Annotated in this window: 21 protein-coding genes; 16 read left to right on the top strand and 5 right to left on the bottom strand. The window is 72.6% G+C overall.

The features are described from left to right. Positions 1-46: 46 nt before the first annotated feature. Together ABD875_RS04815 and ABD875_RS04810 are read left to right on the top strand one after the other, a co-directional pair. Entirely contained in the window at positions 47-532 is a 486-nt protein-coding gene (locus tag ABD875_RS04815) for a hypothetical protein (protein WP_345171759.1), read from the top strand. 9 nt (positions 533-541) lie between these two features. After that, positions 542-2,113, top strand: coding sequence for a DUF3352 domain-containing protein (locus tag ABD875_RS04810; protein ID WP_345171758.1), 1,572 nt, complete (start codon positions 542-544; stop codon positions 2,111-2,113). Here ABD875_RS04810 and ybaK read toward each other — a convergent pair whose 3' ends face one another. Then, on the bottom strand, positions 2,114-2,620 hold the full coding sequence (ybaK, locus tag ABD875_RS04805) for a Cys-tRNA(Pro) deacylase (RefSeq protein ID WP_345171756.1): 507 nt from the start codon (positions 2,618-2,620) through the stop codon (positions 2,114-2,116). Further along, positions 2,605-3,270: an LON peptidase substrate-binding domain-containing protein gene (locus ABD875_RS04800; RefSeq protein WP_345171755.1), complete on the bottom strand. Its 666-nt coding sequence runs from the start codon at positions 3,268-3,270 to the stop codon at positions 2,605-2,607. The genes ybaK and ABD875_RS04800 overlap by 16 nt, the downstream gene beginning before the upstream one ends. A 67-nt stretch (positions 3,271-3,337) precedes the next feature. Here ABD875_RS04800 and hisD point away from each other — a divergent pair, with 67 nt between their 5' ends. Genes hisD through hisF form a run of 7 tightly spaced genes read left to right on the top strand, consistent with a single transcriptional unit; the run spans position 3,338 to position 8,778 of the window. Next, on the top strand, positions 3,338-4,639 hold the full coding sequence (gene hisD / locus ABD875_RS04795) for a histidinol dehydrogenase (RefSeq protein ID WP_345171753.1): 1,302 nt from the start codon (positions 3,338-3,340) through the stop codon (positions 4,637-4,639). After that, positions 4,636-5,724 (top strand): histidinol-phosphate transaminase, encoded by a 1,089-nt coding sequence (locus ABD875_RS04790; RefSeq protein WP_345171751.1) that lies wholly within the window; start codon positions 4,636-4,638, stop codon positions 5,722-5,724. The genes hisD and ABD875_RS04790 overlap by 4 nt, the downstream gene beginning before the upstream one ends. Next, positions 5,721-6,320, top strand: a complete 600-nt coding sequence (gene hisB, locus ABD875_RS04785; protein ID WP_345171749.1) for an imidazoleglycerol-phosphate dehydratase HisB — start codon at positions 5,721-5,723, stop codon at positions 6,318-6,320. Before ABD875_RS04790 ends, hisB begins: the two co-directional genes overlap by 4 nt. Further along, complete coding sequence (gene hisH, locus ABD875_RS04780; protein WP_345171747.1) at positions 6,317-6,952, top strand: imidazole glycerol phosphate synthase subunit HisH; 636 nt, start codon at positions 6,317-6,319, stop codon at positions 6,950-6,952. The genes hisB and hisH overlap by 4 nt, the downstream gene beginning before the upstream one ends. After that, positions 6,949-7,275 carry a hypothetical protein gene (locus ABD875_RS04775; protein ID WP_345171745.1) on the top strand — a complete coding sequence of 109 codons (327 nt, stop codon included), beginning with the start codon at positions 6,949-6,951 and terminating at the stop codon, positions 7,273-7,275. The genes hisH and ABD875_RS04775 overlap by 4 nt, the downstream gene beginning before the upstream one ends. Before the next feature lie 10 nt (positions 7,276-7,285). Beyond that, a complete protein-coding gene (gene priA / locus ABD875_RS04770) occupies positions 7,286-8,020 on the top strand; it encodes a bifunctional 1-(5-phosphoribosyl)-5-((5-phosphoribosylamino)methylideneamino)imidazole-4-carboxamide isomerase/phosphoribosylanthranilate isomerase PriA (protein ID WP_345171743.1) in 735 nt (244 codons plus the stop codon). After that, complete coding sequence (gene hisF / locus ABD875_RS04765; RefSeq protein WP_345171741.1) at positions 8,017-8,778, top strand: imidazole glycerol phosphate synthase subunit HisF; 762 nt, start codon at positions 8,017-8,019, stop codon at positions 8,776-8,778. The genes priA and hisF overlap by 4 nt, the downstream gene beginning before the upstream one ends. 25 nt (positions 8,779-8,803) lie before the next feature. On the opposite strand, the gene ABD875_RS04760 is transcribed toward hisF, so the two are convergent. Both ABD875_RS04760 and ABD875_RS04755 read right to left on the bottom strand, forming a co-directional pair. Then, complete coding sequence (locus ABD875_RS04760; protein ID WP_345171739.1) at positions 8,804-9,733, bottom strand: Vgb family protein; 930 nt, start codon at positions 9,731-9,733, stop codon at positions 8,804-8,806. A 40-nt stretch (positions 9,734-9,773) separates the two neighbouring features. Beyond that, positions 9,774-10,418 (bottom strand): TIGR03085 family metal-binding protein, encoded by a 645-nt coding sequence (locus ABD875_RS04755; RefSeq protein WP_345171737.1) that lies wholly within the window; start codon positions 10,416-10,418, stop codon positions 9,774-9,776. Positions 10,419-10,525: 107 nt separating this feature from the next. On the opposite strand from ABD875_RS04755, the gene ABD875_RS04750 reads away from it, so the two are divergent. From ABD875_RS04750 to ABD875_RS04720, 7 genes are read left to right on the top strand one after another with little or no spacing between them, the layout of a single operon-like run. Beyond that, on the top strand, positions 10,526-12,289 hold the full coding sequence (locus tag ABD875_RS04750) for an ABC transporter ATP-binding protein (RefSeq protein ID WP_417614417.1): 1,764 nt from the start codon (positions 10,526-10,528) through the stop codon (positions 12,287-12,289). Then, the gene (locus ABD875_RS04745) at positions 12,286-14,079 is read left to right on the top strand and encodes an ABC transporter ATP-binding protein (RefSeq protein ID WP_345171735.1); all 1,794 of its coding nucleotides are present in this window, start codon (positions 12,286-12,288) and stop codon (positions 14,077-14,079) included. The genes ABD875_RS04750 and ABD875_RS04745 overlap by 4 nt, the downstream gene beginning before the upstream one ends. 38 nt (positions 14,080-14,117) lie before the next feature. Then, a complete protein-coding gene (locus ABD875_RS04740; protein ID WP_345171733.1) occupies positions 14,118-14,588 on the top strand; it encodes a GAF domain-containing protein in 471 nt (156 codons plus the stop codon). A 30-nt stretch (positions 14,589-14,618) separates the two neighbouring features. Further along, complete coding sequence (hisI, locus tag ABD875_RS04735) at positions 14,619-14,966, top strand: phosphoribosyl-AMP cyclohydrolase (RefSeq protein WP_345171731.1); 348 nt, start codon at positions 14,619-14,621, stop codon at positions 14,964-14,966. Further along, on the top strand, positions 14,959-15,540 hold the full coding sequence (locus ABD875_RS04730; RefSeq protein ID WP_345171729.1) for a Trp biosynthesis-associated membrane protein: 582 nt from the start codon (positions 14,959-14,961) through the stop codon (positions 15,538-15,540). The genes hisI and ABD875_RS04730 overlap by 8 nt, the downstream gene beginning before the upstream one ends. 45 nt (positions 15,541-15,585) lie before the next feature. Continuing rightward, positions 15,586-15,789, top strand: coding sequence for an HGxxPAAW family protein (locus tag ABD875_RS04725; protein WP_345171727.1), 204 nt, complete (start codon positions 15,586-15,588; stop codon positions 15,787-15,789). Positions 15,790-15,799: 10 nt separating this feature from the next. After that, the gene (locus ABD875_RS04720; RefSeq protein WP_345171725.1) at positions 15,800-16,246 is read left to right on the top strand and encodes a DUF2752 domain-containing protein; all 447 of its coding nucleotides are present in this window, start codon (positions 15,800-15,802) and stop codon (positions 16,244-16,246) included. 18 nt (positions 16,247-16,264) lie between these two features. Here ABD875_RS04720 and ABD875_RS04715 read toward each other — a convergent pair whose 3' ends face one another. Further along, positions 16,265-16,573, bottom strand: a complete 309-nt coding sequence (locus ABD875_RS04715; protein WP_345171723.1) for a DUF4190 domain-containing protein — start codon at positions 16,571-16,573, stop codon at positions 16,265-16,267. Between the last annotated feature and the right edge of the window lie 33 nt (positions 16,574-16,606).

The raw sequence follows: 16,606 nt of genomic DNA, 5'->3' as shown, positions 1-16,606 counted from the left end.
GACGGGCCGACCGACGGGGCAGCGGCCCGCCTGGGTCGACTTCGTCGTGATCGTCACCCTGTTCGCGCTCGCGGGGGTGGTCGGCGCCCTGGTGTGGGAGTGGGTCTGGACCGCGCCGTACGGCCTGGTCTACGACCACCAGTGGGTCGCGGAGGACGAGGCGGCGCTGCAGGGACAGTTCTCCGGCACCGGCTGGTACGTCGTCGTCGCCAGCGCGACCGGACTGCTCGTCGGAGCGCTCGTGGCGCTGTTCCTCGACCGCGCACCGCTGGTCACCCTGGCCGCCGTGGTCGTGGGCTCGGCGCTCGCGACGTTCCTGATGGTCCGGATCGGGCTGGCTCTCGGGCCGGCCGACCCCCAGGACCTGGCCGCGAACGCGACCGACGGCACTCGCCTGCCCGCCGCCCTCACGGTCTCGGAGTGGAGCCCGTGGATCGCGCTCCCCGCCGGCGCGCTGGTCGCGCTGGCCCTGGTCTTCATCGGGCTCGGCCCCCGGCGGCACGCGCAGTCCGAGGACCTGCCCGCTGGGTAAGGTCTTCTCGTGACCAGCAGCGAGTACCTCGACATCGGGTCCGGAGGGCCGCTCCCGCCGGCGCAGGCCGGGTCCGGACGCCGGACCGCGCTGCTCGCCGCCGGCATCGTCGGCGGCGTCGCGCTGCTCGGCGCCGGTGCCTGGGCGGCGTGGACGTTCTTCGCCACCGGCCCCCAGCCGGCCGAGGCGCTGCCCGACTCGACGATCGCCTACGCCAGCATCGACCTGGACCCCAGCGGGGGTCAGAAGATCGAGGCGCTGCGCACGCTGAAGAAGTTCCCGGCGTTCGAGGACGAGATCGGCCTCGACACCGACGACGACGTCCGGCAGTGGATCTTCGAGAAGGTCCAGGAGTCCGGCGGGTGCGCCGAGCTCGACTACGCCGACGACATCGAGCCCTGGCTCGGCGACCGGTTCGCGGTCGCCGCGGTCGACGCCGGCCATGAGTCTCCGGACCCGGTCTTCGTGGTCCAGGTGGGCGACGAGGACGCCGCCGAGGAGGGACTGGGCAAGCTCAGCGACTGCGCCGACGGCGAGGGCGCCTGGGTGGTCGCGGACGGCTGGGCGCTGGTCGGCGAGACCCAGGAGATCGTGGACCAGGTCTCCGACGACGCCGCGGACGCGCCGCTGTCCGAGGACGACGACTTCACGCGCTGGACCGACGCGGCCGGCGACTCCGGCATCGTCTCGATGTACGCCGCGCCCGAGGCCGGCGCGCTCATCGCCGAGGAGCTCGGCTACCTCGCCGACCTGGACGGCTTCCTGAGCGAGGACATGGCCGGCGCTCCCGACGAGATGACGGAGGCGCTCGAGGACTTCGAGGGCGCCGCCGCGACGGTGCGCTTCGACGACGGCGGGGTCGAGCTCGAGGTGGCGGGTGACGCCGGGGAGTACGGCGACGCCATCACCTCCGGCGACCGGGCCGGCGAGACGATCGGCACCCTCCCGGCCGACACCGCGGTGGCGATCGGCCTGTCCTTCGGGGAGGACTGGTTCACCGACCTGGTCGAGCAGCTCGCCACCGCCGAGGGCAGCACGGCCGCCGAGCTGATGGAGCAGCTGAGCGAGGAGACCGGGCTGGACCTGCCCGACGACGTACGCACCCTGCTCGGTGACTCGATGGCGCTCGCGGTCGGGCCCGACTTCGACTCCGACGGCCTGTTCTGGGCGCCCGAGGAGGGCGACGGCGGCAGCTTCCAGGTCGGCGCGAAGGTCTCCGGCGACGCCGATGAGATCGACGGCGTGCTGGACAAGCTGCGTGACCTGGCCGGCCCGGACGCCGAGCTGTTCGCCAGCGACGACGGCGAGGGTGTCGTCGTGGTCGGCCCGGACGCCGACTACCGCGAGCAGCTCCTCGAGGACGGCGGTCTCGGCGACGACGACTCCTACCGCGACGTGGTCGAGGAGGCCGATGACGCCTCGGCGATCGTCTACGTCGACCTGGACGCGACCTGGCTCTCGAACCTGTTCGGCGACGACCAGGAGCTCCAGGACAACCTCGATCCGCTCGACGCGGCGGGCCTGAGCACCTGGGTCGACGAAGGCGCCGTGCACGGCGTCCTCAAGATCACGACCGATTGATCACCGGCTGATCGCTGCCACCGTCGCGCCGGTCACCTTCACCAGGTCGCCCGGCGCGATCCCGAGGTCGAGCCCGCGGCGGCCGCCGGAGACGTAGACCGTGTCGTAGCCGAGCGCGGACTCGTCGAGCACGGTCGGATGCGCGCGCTTCTGGCCGACCGGCGAGATGCCGCCGGCGACGTACCCCGTCGCGCGCTCCGCCGCCGCGACCTCGGCCATCGCGGCCTTGCTGCCGCCGACGGCGCGCGCCAGCGCCTTGAGGTCGAGCTGGCCGGACACCGGCACGATCCCGACGGTCAGCCGGCCGTCCACGCTCGCCATCAGGGTCTTGAACACCTGGGCGGGCTCGAGGCCGAGCGCCTCGGCGGCCTCCAGTCCGAACGACGCCGCCCGCGGGTCGTGGGTGTACTCGTGCAGCTCGAACGCGATGCCGGCCGCAGTCAGCGCCACCGTGGCCGGCGTACCGCCGGCCGACTTCTTCTTCGCCATCGTCAGTTGGGAGACCATCGGGTGCGGGCCACCTCGGTGGCCGGGAGGGACGGGATCACGTTCATCGCGCGCAGCTCGGCGCGCAGCAGGTCGGTCACGAGGATCAGCCGCTCCGCGGCGTCGTCGGCCTCGAGGAGCGACTGCCGCTCGGGCATCGGCAGCGGCGCCAGTGCCGCGAGCGTCCAGGAGAGGTACGTCGGGTCACGGGGGAGCGAGCCCGCGTACGGGTCGCTGCGGATGTCGGCGAGCGCTGCGCGGTAGGCCGTGAACGCGATCCGGGCCTGCTCGAGCACGGCCTCGGGGACGACGGACTCGGGGTCGGGTCGCTCGGTGATGTGGCCCACCGGGAAGAGGCCCGAGGTCTCCAGGCTGTCGAGCTGGATCCGCTCCAGGCCGACCGCGACCACCTCGAACGTGCCGTCCGGATTCTCCTCGATCTCGGTCAGCTGCATCTTGCAGCCGACGCGGTACAGCGACTGCGACCCGTGGTCGCCGACCTCGTAGCCCTCACGGATGCCGACCGAGCCGAAGACCCGCTGCGCCGGGTCCGGGACCCGCAGCAGGTGGTGCACCAGCGCGCGGTAGCGGTCCTCGAAGACGGTGAGCGGCACACTCACGCCGGGGAAGAGCACCGCGTTGAGCGGGAACATCGGCAGCGTGTCCGTCACACGCCCAACGTAGTCCAGCCACTGTCGCCGATCGGGGAGAACCGGCTCCGGCTCGTAGAATCGAGCCATGATCCAGCGCATCGACCTGCGAGGCGCCGACCGCGGAGGCGTCGACTATCGCGCCGCCGTGCCCCGCGCGGACTTCGACGTCGAGGCGGCGGTCCCCGCGGTGCATGCGATCTGCGAGGCGGTGCGCAGCCGCGGGCTCGACGCGATCCGTGAGTACGGCGAGCGTTTCGACGGGGTCACCGTCGACGACATCCGCGTGCCGGCAGGCCAGATCGCGGCGGCGCTGGACGACCTCGACCCGTCGATCCGCGCCGGGCTCGAGGAGTCGATCCGCCGGCTGCGCGCCACCTGCGCCAACGAGCTGGAGCAGGACGCCGTCACCGACCTCGGTCCCGGCGCCCGGGTCACCCACCGCAAGGTGCCGGTCGACCGCGTCGGCCTCTACGTCCCGGGCGGCATCGCGCCGCTCGTCTCCAGCGTGCTGATGAACGTCGTCCCGGCCCAGACCGCGGGCGTCGGCTCGATCGCGCTGTCCAGCCCGCCGCAGAAGGAGTTCGGCGGCTCGGTGCACCCGACGATCCTGGCCGCGTGCGCGCTGCTCGGCGTCGACGAGGTGTACTCCGTCGGCGGTGCCCAGGCGATCGCGATGTTCGCCTACGGCGTCGGCCCCTGCGCCAAGGTCGACCTGGTGACCGGACCGGGCAACATCTACACGGTCACCGCGAAGCGGCTGCTCAAGGGCCAGGTCGGCATCGACTCCGAGGCCGGGCCGACCGAGATCGCGATCCTGGCCGACGACACCGCGGACGCGGCGTACGTCGCCGCCGACCTGATCAGCCAGGCCGAGCACGACCCGCTGGCGGCGTCCGTGCTGGTCACGCCGAGCGAGCGGCTCGCGAGCGACGTCGAGGCGGAGCTGGAGAAGCAGGTCTGGGTGACCAAGCACGTCGAGCGGATCCGCACCAGCCTCACCGGTCCGCAGTCGGGGATCGTGCTGGTCGACGACCTCGAGCAGGGGCTCGACGTCGTCAACGCCTACGCCGCCGAGCACCTCGAGATCCACACCGAGGACGCCTCGGCGTGGGCCGCGCGGGTGCGCAACGCGGGCGCGATCTTCGTGGGGCAGTACGCCCCGGTCAGCCTCGGCGACTACTGCGCCGGCTCCAACCACGTGCTCCCGACCGCCGGCTGCGCCTGCCACAGCAGCGGCCTGTCCGTGCGCGCGTTCACGAAGTCCGTGCACGTCGTCGACTACTCCCGAGACGCCCTCGAGGCGGTCGCCGGGCACGTCGTCACGCTCGCGAACGCCGAAGACCTTCCGGGTCACGGCGCCGCGGTCTCGGTGCGGTTCGGGCGATGAGCTGGCCTCCTCTGCGCGAGGAGCTGCGCGGCATCGAGCCGTACGGCGCTCCTCAGTTGGACGTCCCGGTGCAGCTCAACGTCAACGAGAACCCCTACGGCCCCTCCCCGGAGTGCGTCGCGGACATCGCGAGCGCCGTCGCGGAGGCCGCGACGACGCTGAACCGCTACCCGGACCGCGAGTTCGTCGAGCTCCGGGCCGCGCTGGCGGCGTACCTCTCCCACGACACGGTCCACGGCGTCACCCCCGAGCAGGTGTGGGCGGCCAACGGCTCCAACGAGGTCATGCTGCAGCTGCTGCAGGCGTTCGGCGGCCCGGGACGGGTGGCGCTGAGCTTCGCTCCGACGTACTCGATGTACCCGGAGTACGCCCGTGACTCGCTGACCGAGTGGGTCGCCGGGCGCCGCGAGAGCGACTTCTCCCTCGACCTCGACCACGCGCGGGACCTGGTCAAGGAGACGCAGCCGAGCGTGGTGCTGCTGCCGAGCCCGAACAACCCGACCGGCACCGCGCTGCCGTTCGACGCGATCGCCACGCTCTGCGAGGCGGCGGGCGACGGGATCGTGGTGATCGACGAGGCGTACGGCGAGTTCCGGCGCGCGGGCGTGCGCAGCGCGGTCGAGCTGCTGCCCGAGCACCGCAACCTGGTCGTCACCCGGACGATGAGCAAGGCGTTCGCGGCCGCCGGGCTGCGGCTGGGCTACCTCGCCGCGGACCCCGCGATCTGCGACGCGATCCGGGTGGTGCGGCTGCCGTACCACCTCTCCGCGGTCACCCAGGCGACCGCGCTGGCCGCCCTGCGGCACGCCCCCGAGCTGCTCGGCAAGGTCGACGAGCTGCGCGTGGAGCGCGACGCCACCGTCGACTGGCTGCGGGCGCAGGGGCTGCAGGTCGCGGACTCGGACGCGAATTTCGCGTTGTTCGGCACGTTCGCCGACCGCCATGCTGTCTGGCAGGGGCTGCTCGACCGGGGGGTGCTGATCCGCGAGACCGGTCCCGACGGGTGGCTGCGTGTCTCGATCGGCACCGCAGACGAGATGATGGCGTTCAAGGAAGCACTGACCCAGGTCATGGAGGAGCTATGAGCAGGACTGCACGCATCGAGCGGCAGACCAAGGAGTCGAAGGTCCTCGTCGAGGTCGACCTCGACGGCAGCGGCCGCACCGACATCTCCACCGGGGTCGGCTTCTACGACCACATGCTCGACGCGTTCGGCCGGCACGCGCTGCTCGACCTCACCGTCCAGACCGAGGGCGACACCCACATCGACGCCCACCACACCGTCGAGGACACCGCGATCGTGCTCGGCCAGGCGCTGCGCGAGGCGCTCGGAGACAAGACCGGCGTGCGCCGCTTCGGCGACGCGACGGTCCCGCTCGACGAGGCGCTGGTGCAGGCCGTCGTCGACGTGTCGGGCCGTCCGTACTGCGTGCACACCGGCGAGCCGGAGGGCCAGCAGTACGTCGTGCTCGGCGGGGACTACCTCGGCTCGCTGACCCAGCACGTCTTCGAGACCATCGCGTTCCACGCGCACCTCGCGCTGCACGTGCGGGTGCTGGCCGGCCGCGAGCCGCACCACATCGTGGAGACCCAGTTCAAGGCGTTCGCCCGGGCGTTCCGCGACGCCATCGCGATCGACCCGCGCGAGACGGGTGTGCCCTCCACCAAGGGCAGTCTGTGACGTCGAGGTCCGTCGTCGTCCTCGACTACGGCTCGGGCAACCTCCGCTCGGCCGTCCGCGCGGTCGAGCGCGCCGGGGCCGACGTCACGCTCACCAGCGACTTCGACACGGCGCTGAACGCCGACGGCCTGCTGGTCCCCGGGGTCGGCGCGTACGCCGCCTGCATGGCCGGGCTGCGCGAGATCAGGGGCGAGCGGATCATCGGGCGGCGGCTCTCCGGCGGTCGGCCGGTGCTCGGGATCTGCGTGGGCATGCAGATCCTGTTCGAGCGCGGGGTCGAGCACGGCGTGGAGACCGAGGGCTGCGACGAGTGGCCGGGAGTGGTCGAGCGGCTGCAGGCGCCCGTCGTACCGCACATGGGCTGGAACACCGTCGAGGTCGAGACCGGCACGACGCTGTTCGACGGCATCGAGGACGAGCGGTTCTACTTCGTGCACTCCTACGGCATCCGCGACTGGACGCTCGTGACCAACGACCGGACCCGCGCCCCGCTGGTGCACTGGAGCGAGCACGGGGGCGACCGGTTCGTGGCCGCGGTCGAGAACGGGCCGCTGACCGCGACCCAGTTCCACCCGGAGAAGTCCGGTGACGCCGGCGCCGCGCTGTTTCGCAACTGGGTGGGTTCGTTGTGAGCAAGGAGCGGGCCCAGCGCCGGGCCGAGCGCGAGCGCGAGGCCGCGATCGTCGCCGCCGCACGCGCGGCCGAGGCCGAGAAGAAGGAGCGCCGTGAGGCGCGCAAGCGGGCGTTGACCCGCTGGGTCCCGAAGTCCCGCCGCGGCCCGTCGGGCGTGATCGCGGAGCGGCACCGGCGCCAGACCCGGCTGCTGATCGTCGCGGTGGTGGTGCTCAACGTGCTGGTGTGGCTCGCCTCCGGCGACTGGGCGGTCCGCGCCTTCGCGCTGCTGCTGAGCCTGCTCCTCGTGCCCGTCGTCCAGATCCTGATGACCAAGAATTGAGTCCCTGAGCATGTCTGACTACCTCGAGCTCCTCCCCGCCGTCGACATCACCGAGGGCCGGGCCGTCCAGCTCGCCCAGGGCGTCGCCGGCTCCGAGCGCGTGTACGGCGACCCGGTGGCCGCCGCGATGCGCTGGCAGGACGCCGGCGCGGAGTGGATCCACCTCGTCGACCTCGACGCGGCGTTCGGGCGCGGCTCCAACCGCGAGCTGCAGGCCGAGATCGTCGGCGCGCTCGACATCCAGGTCGAGATGAGCGGCGGCATCCGCGACGACGAGTCGCTCGCCGCGGCGCTGGCCACCGGCTGCCGGCGGGTCAACATCGGCACCGCCGCGCTCGAGCAGCCCGAGTGGTGCGCGAAGGTCATCGCCGAGCACGGCGACCGCGTCGCCATCGGCCTCGACGTACGCGGTCGCACCCTGGCCGCCCGCGGCTGGACCAAGGACGGCGGTGACCTCTACGAGACGCTCGCCCGCCTCGACTCCGAGGGCTGCGCGCGCTACGTCGTGACCGACGTCAACAAGGACGGCATGCTCGCCGGGCCGAACCTCCAGCTGCTGCGTGACGTCGCGGCGGTGACCTCCGCGCCGATCGTCGCCTCCGGCGGCGTGACCACGCTCGACGACATCCGGGCGCTCATGGACCTCGTCCCTGAGGGCGTCGAGGGTGCGATCGCCGGGACCGCGCTGTACGAGGGGAAGTTCACCCTGGAGGACGCCCTCGCCCTCACCAAGGGCACCCGATGACGCTCGCCGTCCGGGTGATCCCGTGCCTGGACGTCGATGCCGGGCGCGTGGTGAAGGGCATCAACTTCAAGGAGCTGCGCGACGCCGGTGACCCGGTCGAGCTGGCCCGGATCTACGACGCCGAGGGCGCCGACGAGCTGACCTTCCTCGACATCTCCGCCTCGCACGAGGGTCGCGCGACCACGATGGAGATCGTGTCGCGCACCGCCGAGGAGGTCTTCATCCCGCTGACCGTCGGCGGGGGAGTGTCCTCGGTCGACGACGTCGACCGGTTGCTGCGCGCGGGTGCTGACAAGGTCGCGGTGAACACCGCCGCGATCCACCGGCCGGAGCTGGTCGCGGAGATCGCGGACCGCTTCGGCAACCAGGTGCTGGTGCTCTCGGTCGACGCGCGCCGCGCCTCCGGCACGGCGTCCGGCTTCGAGGTCACCACGCACGGCGGCCGGAAGTCCGCCGGTCTGGACGCGATCGAGTGGGCGGTGCGCGCGGCCGAGCTCGGCGCCGGCGAGATCCTGCTGAACGCCATGGACGCGGACGGCACCCAGGACGGCTTCGACCTCGAGCTGATCCGCGCCGTACGCCGCGAGGTGACCGTGCCGGTGATCGCGTCCGGCGGTGCCGGCGCGACCGACCACTTCCCGCCCGCGGTCGACGCCGGCGCGGACGCCGTCCTCGCCGCGACCGTGTTCCACTTCGGCACCCTGCGGATCTCGGACGTGAAGGACTCGCTGGCCGCCGCCGGCCACCCGGTGCGCTGACTTCTCACGGGATCCGCGCGGCCCGCTACGGCAGCGGCAGCGAGTAGATCTTCCGCACCTCGGGGTGCGTCACGACCAGATCAGCGCCCACGACGGCGGCGCCGACGTTCTCCCCGGTCGGCGGTGCGTCGTCGAGCACGAGCTTCTCGGCGACCGTCGAGGTCTCCGGGTCGACGACGTACACGGTCGGACCCGACTGGCCGACGACGTACACGCTGCCGTCACCCGCGACGACCGCGTCGGCGTCGGGCACGTCGGGGATCTCGCCGACCTGCTTCATGGTGCCGGCGTCGAGGACGATGACCTTGCCGCTGAGCGTGCACGAGACCCAGACCTTGCCGGCCACCTCGGCGAGGTCCTGCGGGCCGGTGCAGCCGGGCACCGGCACGGTCTTCACCCGCCCGTCGTGCACCCGCGAGACCGACGACCCGCCGTAGTTCGCCACCCAGATGCCCGACTCGCCGACCGCGACCAAGCGTGGCGCGTCGTCGGTGGGGTACGACGCGGTCTCGGAGCCGTCGGAGTCCAGCTGGAGGACCCGGCCGGCGTCCTGGTCGACCACCCACAGGCTCTCGCCGTCCCAGGCGATGCCCTCCGGCTCGCTGCCCTTCGGCTCGATCGGCACCGTGCTCAGCACCTCGCCGGTGTCGGCGTCGATCTGCACGATCGTGCCGTCCCCGATCACGCTCACCCACACGCCGGTCGGGGTGTCGACCAGGCGCAGCGGGAACTCGCCGACCTCGATGAGCTCGCCGTCGCCCGGCCGCACGGCGTTCTCGCGCACCAGGGTCGTCCAGGCCTCGCCGTTCACCTCCGCGACGCCGACCGGCCCGGACTCCAGCTCGGTGACCTCGGGGGCGCGCGGGTCCGGGGCCGGCTCGCTCTCGGACTCGTCGCCGGAGCAGCCGGAGGCGAGGATCGCGGCCGCGGCCAGCGCGGCGAGGGGGGCTCTCATGGCCCGACGGTACGACGCGCCACCCGTCCTGGGGAGCGGTTCAGACCCCCAGCTCGGCCGAGCGGAGCTCCTCGACCTTGTCCTCCGGTCCCTCGAACGTGACGTCGCGGAGCGCGGAGCGGCCGAACAGGAGCAGGACCAGCTCGACGACCGGACCGCTGACGGTCACGGGGTCGTCGCCGGGCTTGGCGACCGTCGTCGCGCCGGTGTCGGACCGCCGCAGCACCGTCGGGACCGGGATCCGGCGCCCGAAGAACTTCATGCCCTTGGAGAGCCGCGACCAGAGCAGGTCGAGCTCGGCGGGGTCGAGGTCGCGCGGCTCCCACGACGCCGCGCCGCGGCGCAGGTCCTCGTGGTGCACGAGCAGCTCGAAGCCGTTCATCGCCTCGTCGACCGGGGGCACCGCGCGGAGGAACAGCGCCGGGGTGCGGTAGCGCTCGACGAGCACCTCGAAGCCGCGCGCCTGCTGCTTGGCCATCGCGCGCTGGTTGAGGCCGGAGAACCGCTCGACGACGTTGCCGATCGACGCGACCGGCTTGCGCTCGCGGACCACGAGGTGCGCCATCAGGTCGGAGGCGGTCCAGCCCTCGCACAGCGTGGGGGCGTCCGGGCCGAGGGCCAGGGCCAGGTCGCAGAGCTCGCGGCGCTCGCGCTTGGCGAGGCTCTCCTGGGTCGGGGCGGTCATGAACCGGAAGGTTACTGTCGGATGCTCGGAATAGGGTGGCCGTCTCGCGAGGTTGTCGCGGGCGGAGAGGTGTGAGGGTGACAGACGAGCGGACGCGGCGGGGCACGATGGGTGCCGGCGCCGCCGTACTCTGGATCGCCATCCGTCGGGAGCCGTGGGTGTTCGCGGTCTCCACCGCCGGCAGCGTGATCTTCGGTGCGCTCACCGTCGCCGACGCCTGGGTGCTCGGCTGGGCGACCGACCACGTCGTGCTGCCCGCGTTCGAGAACGGCGAGATCGGCACCGACATGCTGGTGGCGGTCGTCGCGCTGTTCCTCGGCGTCGCGCTGCTGCGCGCGGTCGGCATCGTGGCCCGCCGGCTCGGCGCCGGGATCATGCAATACCGGATGCAGGCGCACACCCGCCGCGCGGTCACCCGGCAGTACCTCGCGCTCCCGATGTCGTGGCACCAGCGCCACCCGACCGGTCAGCTGCTCTCCAACGCCAACTCCGACGTCGAGGCGGCGTGGGGGCCCATCGCGCCGCTGCCGATGGCGCTCGGCACGGTCGTGATGATGGTGATCGCGGTCGTCCAGATGTTCTTGACCGACGTGGTGCTCGCGCTGGTCGGCGCGCTGGTGTTCCCGGCCGTCGTGCTGGCCAACATCGCCTACCAGCGCCGCGCCTCGCCGCTGATGACCAAGGCGCAGCAGCTGCGCGCCGAGCTCAGCGAGGTCGCCCACGAGTCCTTCGACGGCGCGATGGTCGTCAAGACCCTCGGCCGCGAGGCCGAGGAGACCGAGCGGTTCGCGGACATGGCCCACCAGCTGCGCGACATCAACATCCGCGCCGGCCGCGTCCGGGCCGCGTTCGACCCGACGCTCGCCGCCCTGCCCAACCTCGGAGTGCTCGTGGTGCTGGCCGTCGGCGTCGCGCGGGTCCTCAACGGCCAGACCGACGCCGGCGACGTCGTCACCGTCGCGTTCCTGCTGACGATCGTGTCGTTCCCGATCCGCTCGATCGGGTGGCTGCTCGGTGAGTTCCCCCGCAGCGTGGTCGGCTACCAGCGGGTGCGCACCGTGCTGCGCGCGACCGGCGAGATGCCGTTCGGCGAGCGCACCGCGACCACCGGCGAGTCCGGCTCGCGGCTCGAGATCGAGCACCTCGGCTACCGCTACGACCCCGACCAGCGGCTCCTGGACGACGTGACGTTCACCGTCGAGCCGGGGCGCACGGTCGCGCTGGTCGGCGCGACCGCCTCCGGCAAGAGCACCCTCACGAACCTGATGACCCGGCTGGTCGACCCCGACGAGGGCCGGGTGCTGCTCGACGGCACCGACCTGCGCGACCTCGCCCGCGGCGAGCTCGCTCGGGTCGCCGCGATCGTGCAGCAGACCGCGTTCCTGTTCGACGACACCGTGCGCGGCAACGTCACCCTCGGTGCCGACGTCTCCGACGAGGACGTGTGGGCGGCGTTGCGTGCGGCGCAGGCCGACGGCTTCGTCGCCGCGCTCCCGCACGGCCTCGACACCCGCCTGGGTGAGCGCGGCACGTCGCTGTCCGGGGGGCAGCGTCAGCGGATCTCGCTGGCCCGGGCGCTGGTCCGCGAGCCGCGGCTGCTGATCCTCGACGACGCGACCTCCGCCGTCGACCCCGAGGTCGAGGCGCGCATCCTCGAGGCGCTGCGCAGCGGCACGCACGACACCACGCTGGTCGTGGTCGCCTACCGCAAGGCCACGATCGCGCTCGCCGACGAGGTCGTCCACCTCGAGGACGGCCGGGTGGCCGACCGGGGCACGCACGCCGAGCTGCTCGAGCGGAGCCCGGCGTACGCCAACCTCGTCAACGCCTACGAGGTCGCCGCCGAGCTCGAGGTCGAGGTGACGGAATGAGCGACTCCGAGACGAGCATGGACACCGGCGAGAACATCGGCGCGATCGAGACGATCCGCCGTGGCGTGCGCTACTCGCCCGAGCTCAAGGAGGGCGTGGGCTGGACCCTGGTCCTCGCGTTCATCGCCTCGATCGGCCAGGTCGTCGTACCGGTCGCGGTGCAGAAGACCATCGACGACGGGCTCAACGGGCCGGGCGGGCCGGACGTGTCCTACGTCGTCCAGATGGGCCTGGGCGCGATGGTCGCGATCCTCGTCGCAGCGTGGGCGTCGTACGCCATGACCGCCCGGCTGTTCACGACGTCCGAGCGCGGCCTGGCAACGCTGCGGATCAAGGCGTTCCGCCATGTCCACGACCTCCCGCTGCTGACGCAGAACACCGAGCGTCGCGGCGCCCTCGTCTCCCGGGTCACCAGCGACGTCGACCAGGTCAGCCAGTTCCTCGTGTTCGGCGGGCTGCTGTTCGTCGTCAGCGTCGGGCAGGTGCTGGTCGCGACGATCGTGATGCTGTTCTACAGCTGGCAGCTCGCGCTCGTGGTGTGGGTCTGCTTCGCGCCGCTGTTCCTGTCGATCCGCTACTTCCAGCGCAAGCTCTCCGAGGCGTACGGCGTCGTGCGCGCCCAGGTCGCGGTGATGCTGTCGGCGATCTCCGAGCCGGTCGTCGGGGCCGCGGTGGTCCGGTCGTACGCCGTCGAGGAGCGCACCCAGGACCGCATCGACGCCGCGATCGACGAGTACAAGACCGCCAGCACCCGCGCCCAGGGGTTCACGGTCCTCTCGTTCTCGCTCGGGGGGATCTCGGCCGGGCTGGCCAACGCCGGCGTGATCGTGATCGGCGTCTGGCTCGGCTTCGCCGGCGACATCACCGCCGGCACCGTGCTGGCGTTCGCGTTCCTCGTGACGCTGTTCGTCGGCCCGGTGCAGATGGGCACCCAGATCCTCACCGACGCGCAGAACGCCGTCGTCAGCTGGCGCCGCGTCCTCGGCATCCTCGAGACCCCGGCCGACCTGGTCGACCCCGGCCCGGACGGCGCGACCCTGCCGCGGGGGCCGGTCGACGTCCGCTTCGAGGCGGTGTCGTTCGCCTACCCGGGCGGCCCGCCGGTGCTGCGCGACATCGACCTCGAGATCGCCGCGGGCACCCGGCTGGCCGTCGTCGGCGAGACCGGGTCGGGCAAGTCCACGATCGCCAAGCTCCTGACGCGGCTGATGGACCCCACCGACGGGGCGGTGCTGCTCGACGGCATCGACCTGCGCCGGATCGCCCAGCACTCGTTGCGGCGCAGCGTCGTGCTGGTGCCCCAGGAGGGCTTCCTCTTCCACGACACGATCGCCGCCAACGTGCGCTACGGCCGCCTCGACGCGACCGACGAGGAGATCGTGGCCGCGGCCGACGACCTCGGGCTCGGCGACTGGCTCGCGGGCCTGCCCGCGGGCATCCACACCGAGGTCGGCCAGCGGGGCGAGTCGATGTCGGCGGGGGAGCGGCAGCTGGTCGCGCTCTGGCGCGCGCAGCTCGCCGACCCCGACCTGCTGGTCCTCGACGAGGCCACCAGCGCGGTCGACCCGGCCCTCGAGATGCGCATCGGCCGGGCCCTGGAGCGACTCATGATCGGGCGCACCTCGGTCACCATCGCGCACCGGCTCAGCACCGCCGAGACCGCCGACGAGGTCGTCGTGGTCGACCGGGGCCGGATCGCCCAGCGCGGACCGCACGCCGAGCTCGTGCGTCAGGAGGGCTCGGTGTACGCCGGACTGCACGCGAGCTGGCTCGCGCAACAGTCCGCGTAACCCCCTCCTCGGCCCCGCTGCTGTGGGACACTCGTCACATGCGGGTCCAGGGCCAGACGCAGCAGCTCGAGCAGGTCACGACCGTGACCGAGCTCGCTGACGTCGTGCGCACCTACGCCCGGATCGCCGCCCGCGCCCACGGCGCCACGTTCGTGCTGCGGGAGGACGACCTCTGCTACTACGTGGACGAGGACGCGATCTCGCCCCTGTGGAAGGGCCAGCGGTTCCCGATCACGTCCTGCATCTCGGGCTGGGCGATGCTCCACGCCACCCCGGTGGCCGTGCCCGACATCGACGTCGACGAGCGGATCCCGCTGGAGGCGTACCGGCCGACGTTCGTGCGCAGCCTGTACATGGTGCCCGTGGGCGCCCAGCGCCCGGTCGCCGCGATCGGCGCCTACTGGGCGCGCGCGCACGTGCCCACCGAGCCCGAGCAGGAGCGGTTGCTGGCGCTGGCGGACGCCGCCGCCGAGGTGCTCGTCCGGATCGGGCTGGACACCGCCCCGTAGCCGCCCTCGGTCGCGCGGGATACTGGCTGCGTGACGACCCTCGACCCCGCGATCGCGGACCGGCTGAAGCGCACCGACGACGGACTGGTGCCGGCCGTGGTCCAGCAGCACGACACCGGCGAGGTGCTGATGCTCGGCTGGATGGACGACGAGGCGCTGGCACGCACGCTCACGACCGGGCGGGCGACGTACTGGAGCCGCTCGCGCCAGGAGTACTGGGTCAAGGGCGACACCTCCGGCCACCTGCAGTGGGTCAAGGAGGTGCGCCTGGACTGTGACGGCGACACGCTCCTGGTGAAGGTGGACCAGGTGGGCGCCGCGTGCCACACCGGTGACCGCACGTGCTTCGACGCCGACCTGCTGCTCGCCGATGGCTGACCGGCGCCGCACCTTCGGCCCCGTCGTCCTGCTGGGGCTGGCCGGCGGCACCCTCGCCGCGGTCGGCGGCAACCAGCAGGTCGTGAGCGGCGAGGCGAGCTCGGCGAGCCTGCAGATGACCTTCGACGCCAGCATGCCGCTGGTGACCGCGCTCGCGCTGGTCGCGCTGGCCGCCTGGGGCGTGCTGCTGGTGACCCGGGGCCGCGTCCGGCGGGCGATGGCCGTGCTCGGCACGCTCGCGGCAGCGGGGGCGCTCGTGGCCGCGATCGCGGCGTACCCCCAGGTGTCGGACGACCTGCGCGAGCAGCTCGGCCAGCTCGGCATCGACGACGGCGAGGTCGGGCCGACGGGGTGGTACTGGGCCGCGGTCCTCGGCACCGTGCTGGCCCTGGTCGCGGGAGTCCTCGCGACGCTGTGGTGCCGGGCCTGGCCCGAGATGGGACGCCGGTACGACGCCCCGACCGCGGCCGCGCCCGTCAGCGAGGTGCCGCCGGAGGAGCAGAGCAGCCTCGACCTGTGGAAGGCCCTGGACGAGGGACGCGACCCCACGGCGCCGAGAACCGACGAGGGCTGAATAGACTGACGCCAGTCCCGCACGATCTGTTTCGAGGAGCCCCGCATGTCTGACAGCAGCCACGGCAACACTCCCGCAGCCTGGTCGGCCGTCACGGTCGCCATGCTCGGCTTCGTGGTCGGCGCGGTCGGCCTGCTCCTCGACCCGGTGAGCATGACGATCTTCTGGGTCGGCGTCGGCCTGGGTGTCGCCTCGCTGGTGGTCTTCGCCGTGATGGCGAAGCTGGGCTTCCACGAGTCCGGCCACTGACGGTCCGGCCATGACCGCCACCGCCTCGCAGCCGGCCGCTCCCGCGGCCGTCGAGCCGAGCCGGTGGCAGCGGGTCGCCGGACCCGCGGTGACGATCGGCGGGCTCGCGCTCGCCACGCTCGCGCTGCACGTGCGCGACCCGCACGAGAGCGGGTCCTGGGGCTACTGCCCGAGTGCGGCCCTCGGCATCTACTGCCCGGGCTGTGGTGGCCTGCGCGCGGTCAACGACCTGACCGACGGCCAGGTCGGTGCGGCGGCCTCGAGCAACCTGCTGTTCGTCGTCCTGCTGCCGCTGCTGGTGTTCCTGCTCGGACGCTGGGCGTTCGAGCGGTGGACCGGCCGGGTCCGGCAGCCGAACACCCGCAGGATGCAGGTGTTCCTGATCTCGCTCGGCGTGGCGGCGGTGGTGTTCACCGTGCTGCGCAACCTCGCGGTCGGCGCCTGGCTGGCGCCCTGAGGACCCGGCCGGTCGCGACTACATCCTGAGGAGGATGTTGGCGATGATGCCGATCACCGACAGCACGGTGCCGATGATGCCGCAGATGTAGCCGGCGTTGACCATGCCGCGGTTGCCGTACGCCGCCGGGTTGGCGTCGATCTCGGCCAGCGTCGACCGGCCCAGGATGATCGCCGGGATGCCGGTGAACAGGCCACAGCAGGGGATCGACAAGATGCCGAGGATCAGGATCAGCGTCCCGCGCGGGTGGTTCTGCGGGCCGCCACCCATCGGCGGCTGCGGGGCGCCGTACTGCGGCGGCGGGGGAGGAGGTTCTGAATAGCTCATGCGCGGACCCTACTCGTGTCCGGACCCCGGAGC

The sequence above is a fragment of the Nocardioides caricicola genome, from assembly GCF_039541135.1.
Taxonomy (GTDB): Bacteria; Actinomycetota; Actinomycetes; order Propionibacteriales; family Nocardioidaceae; genus Nocardioides; species Nocardioides caricicola.
This window is presented reverse-complemented; position numbering and strand designations above follow the sequence as displayed.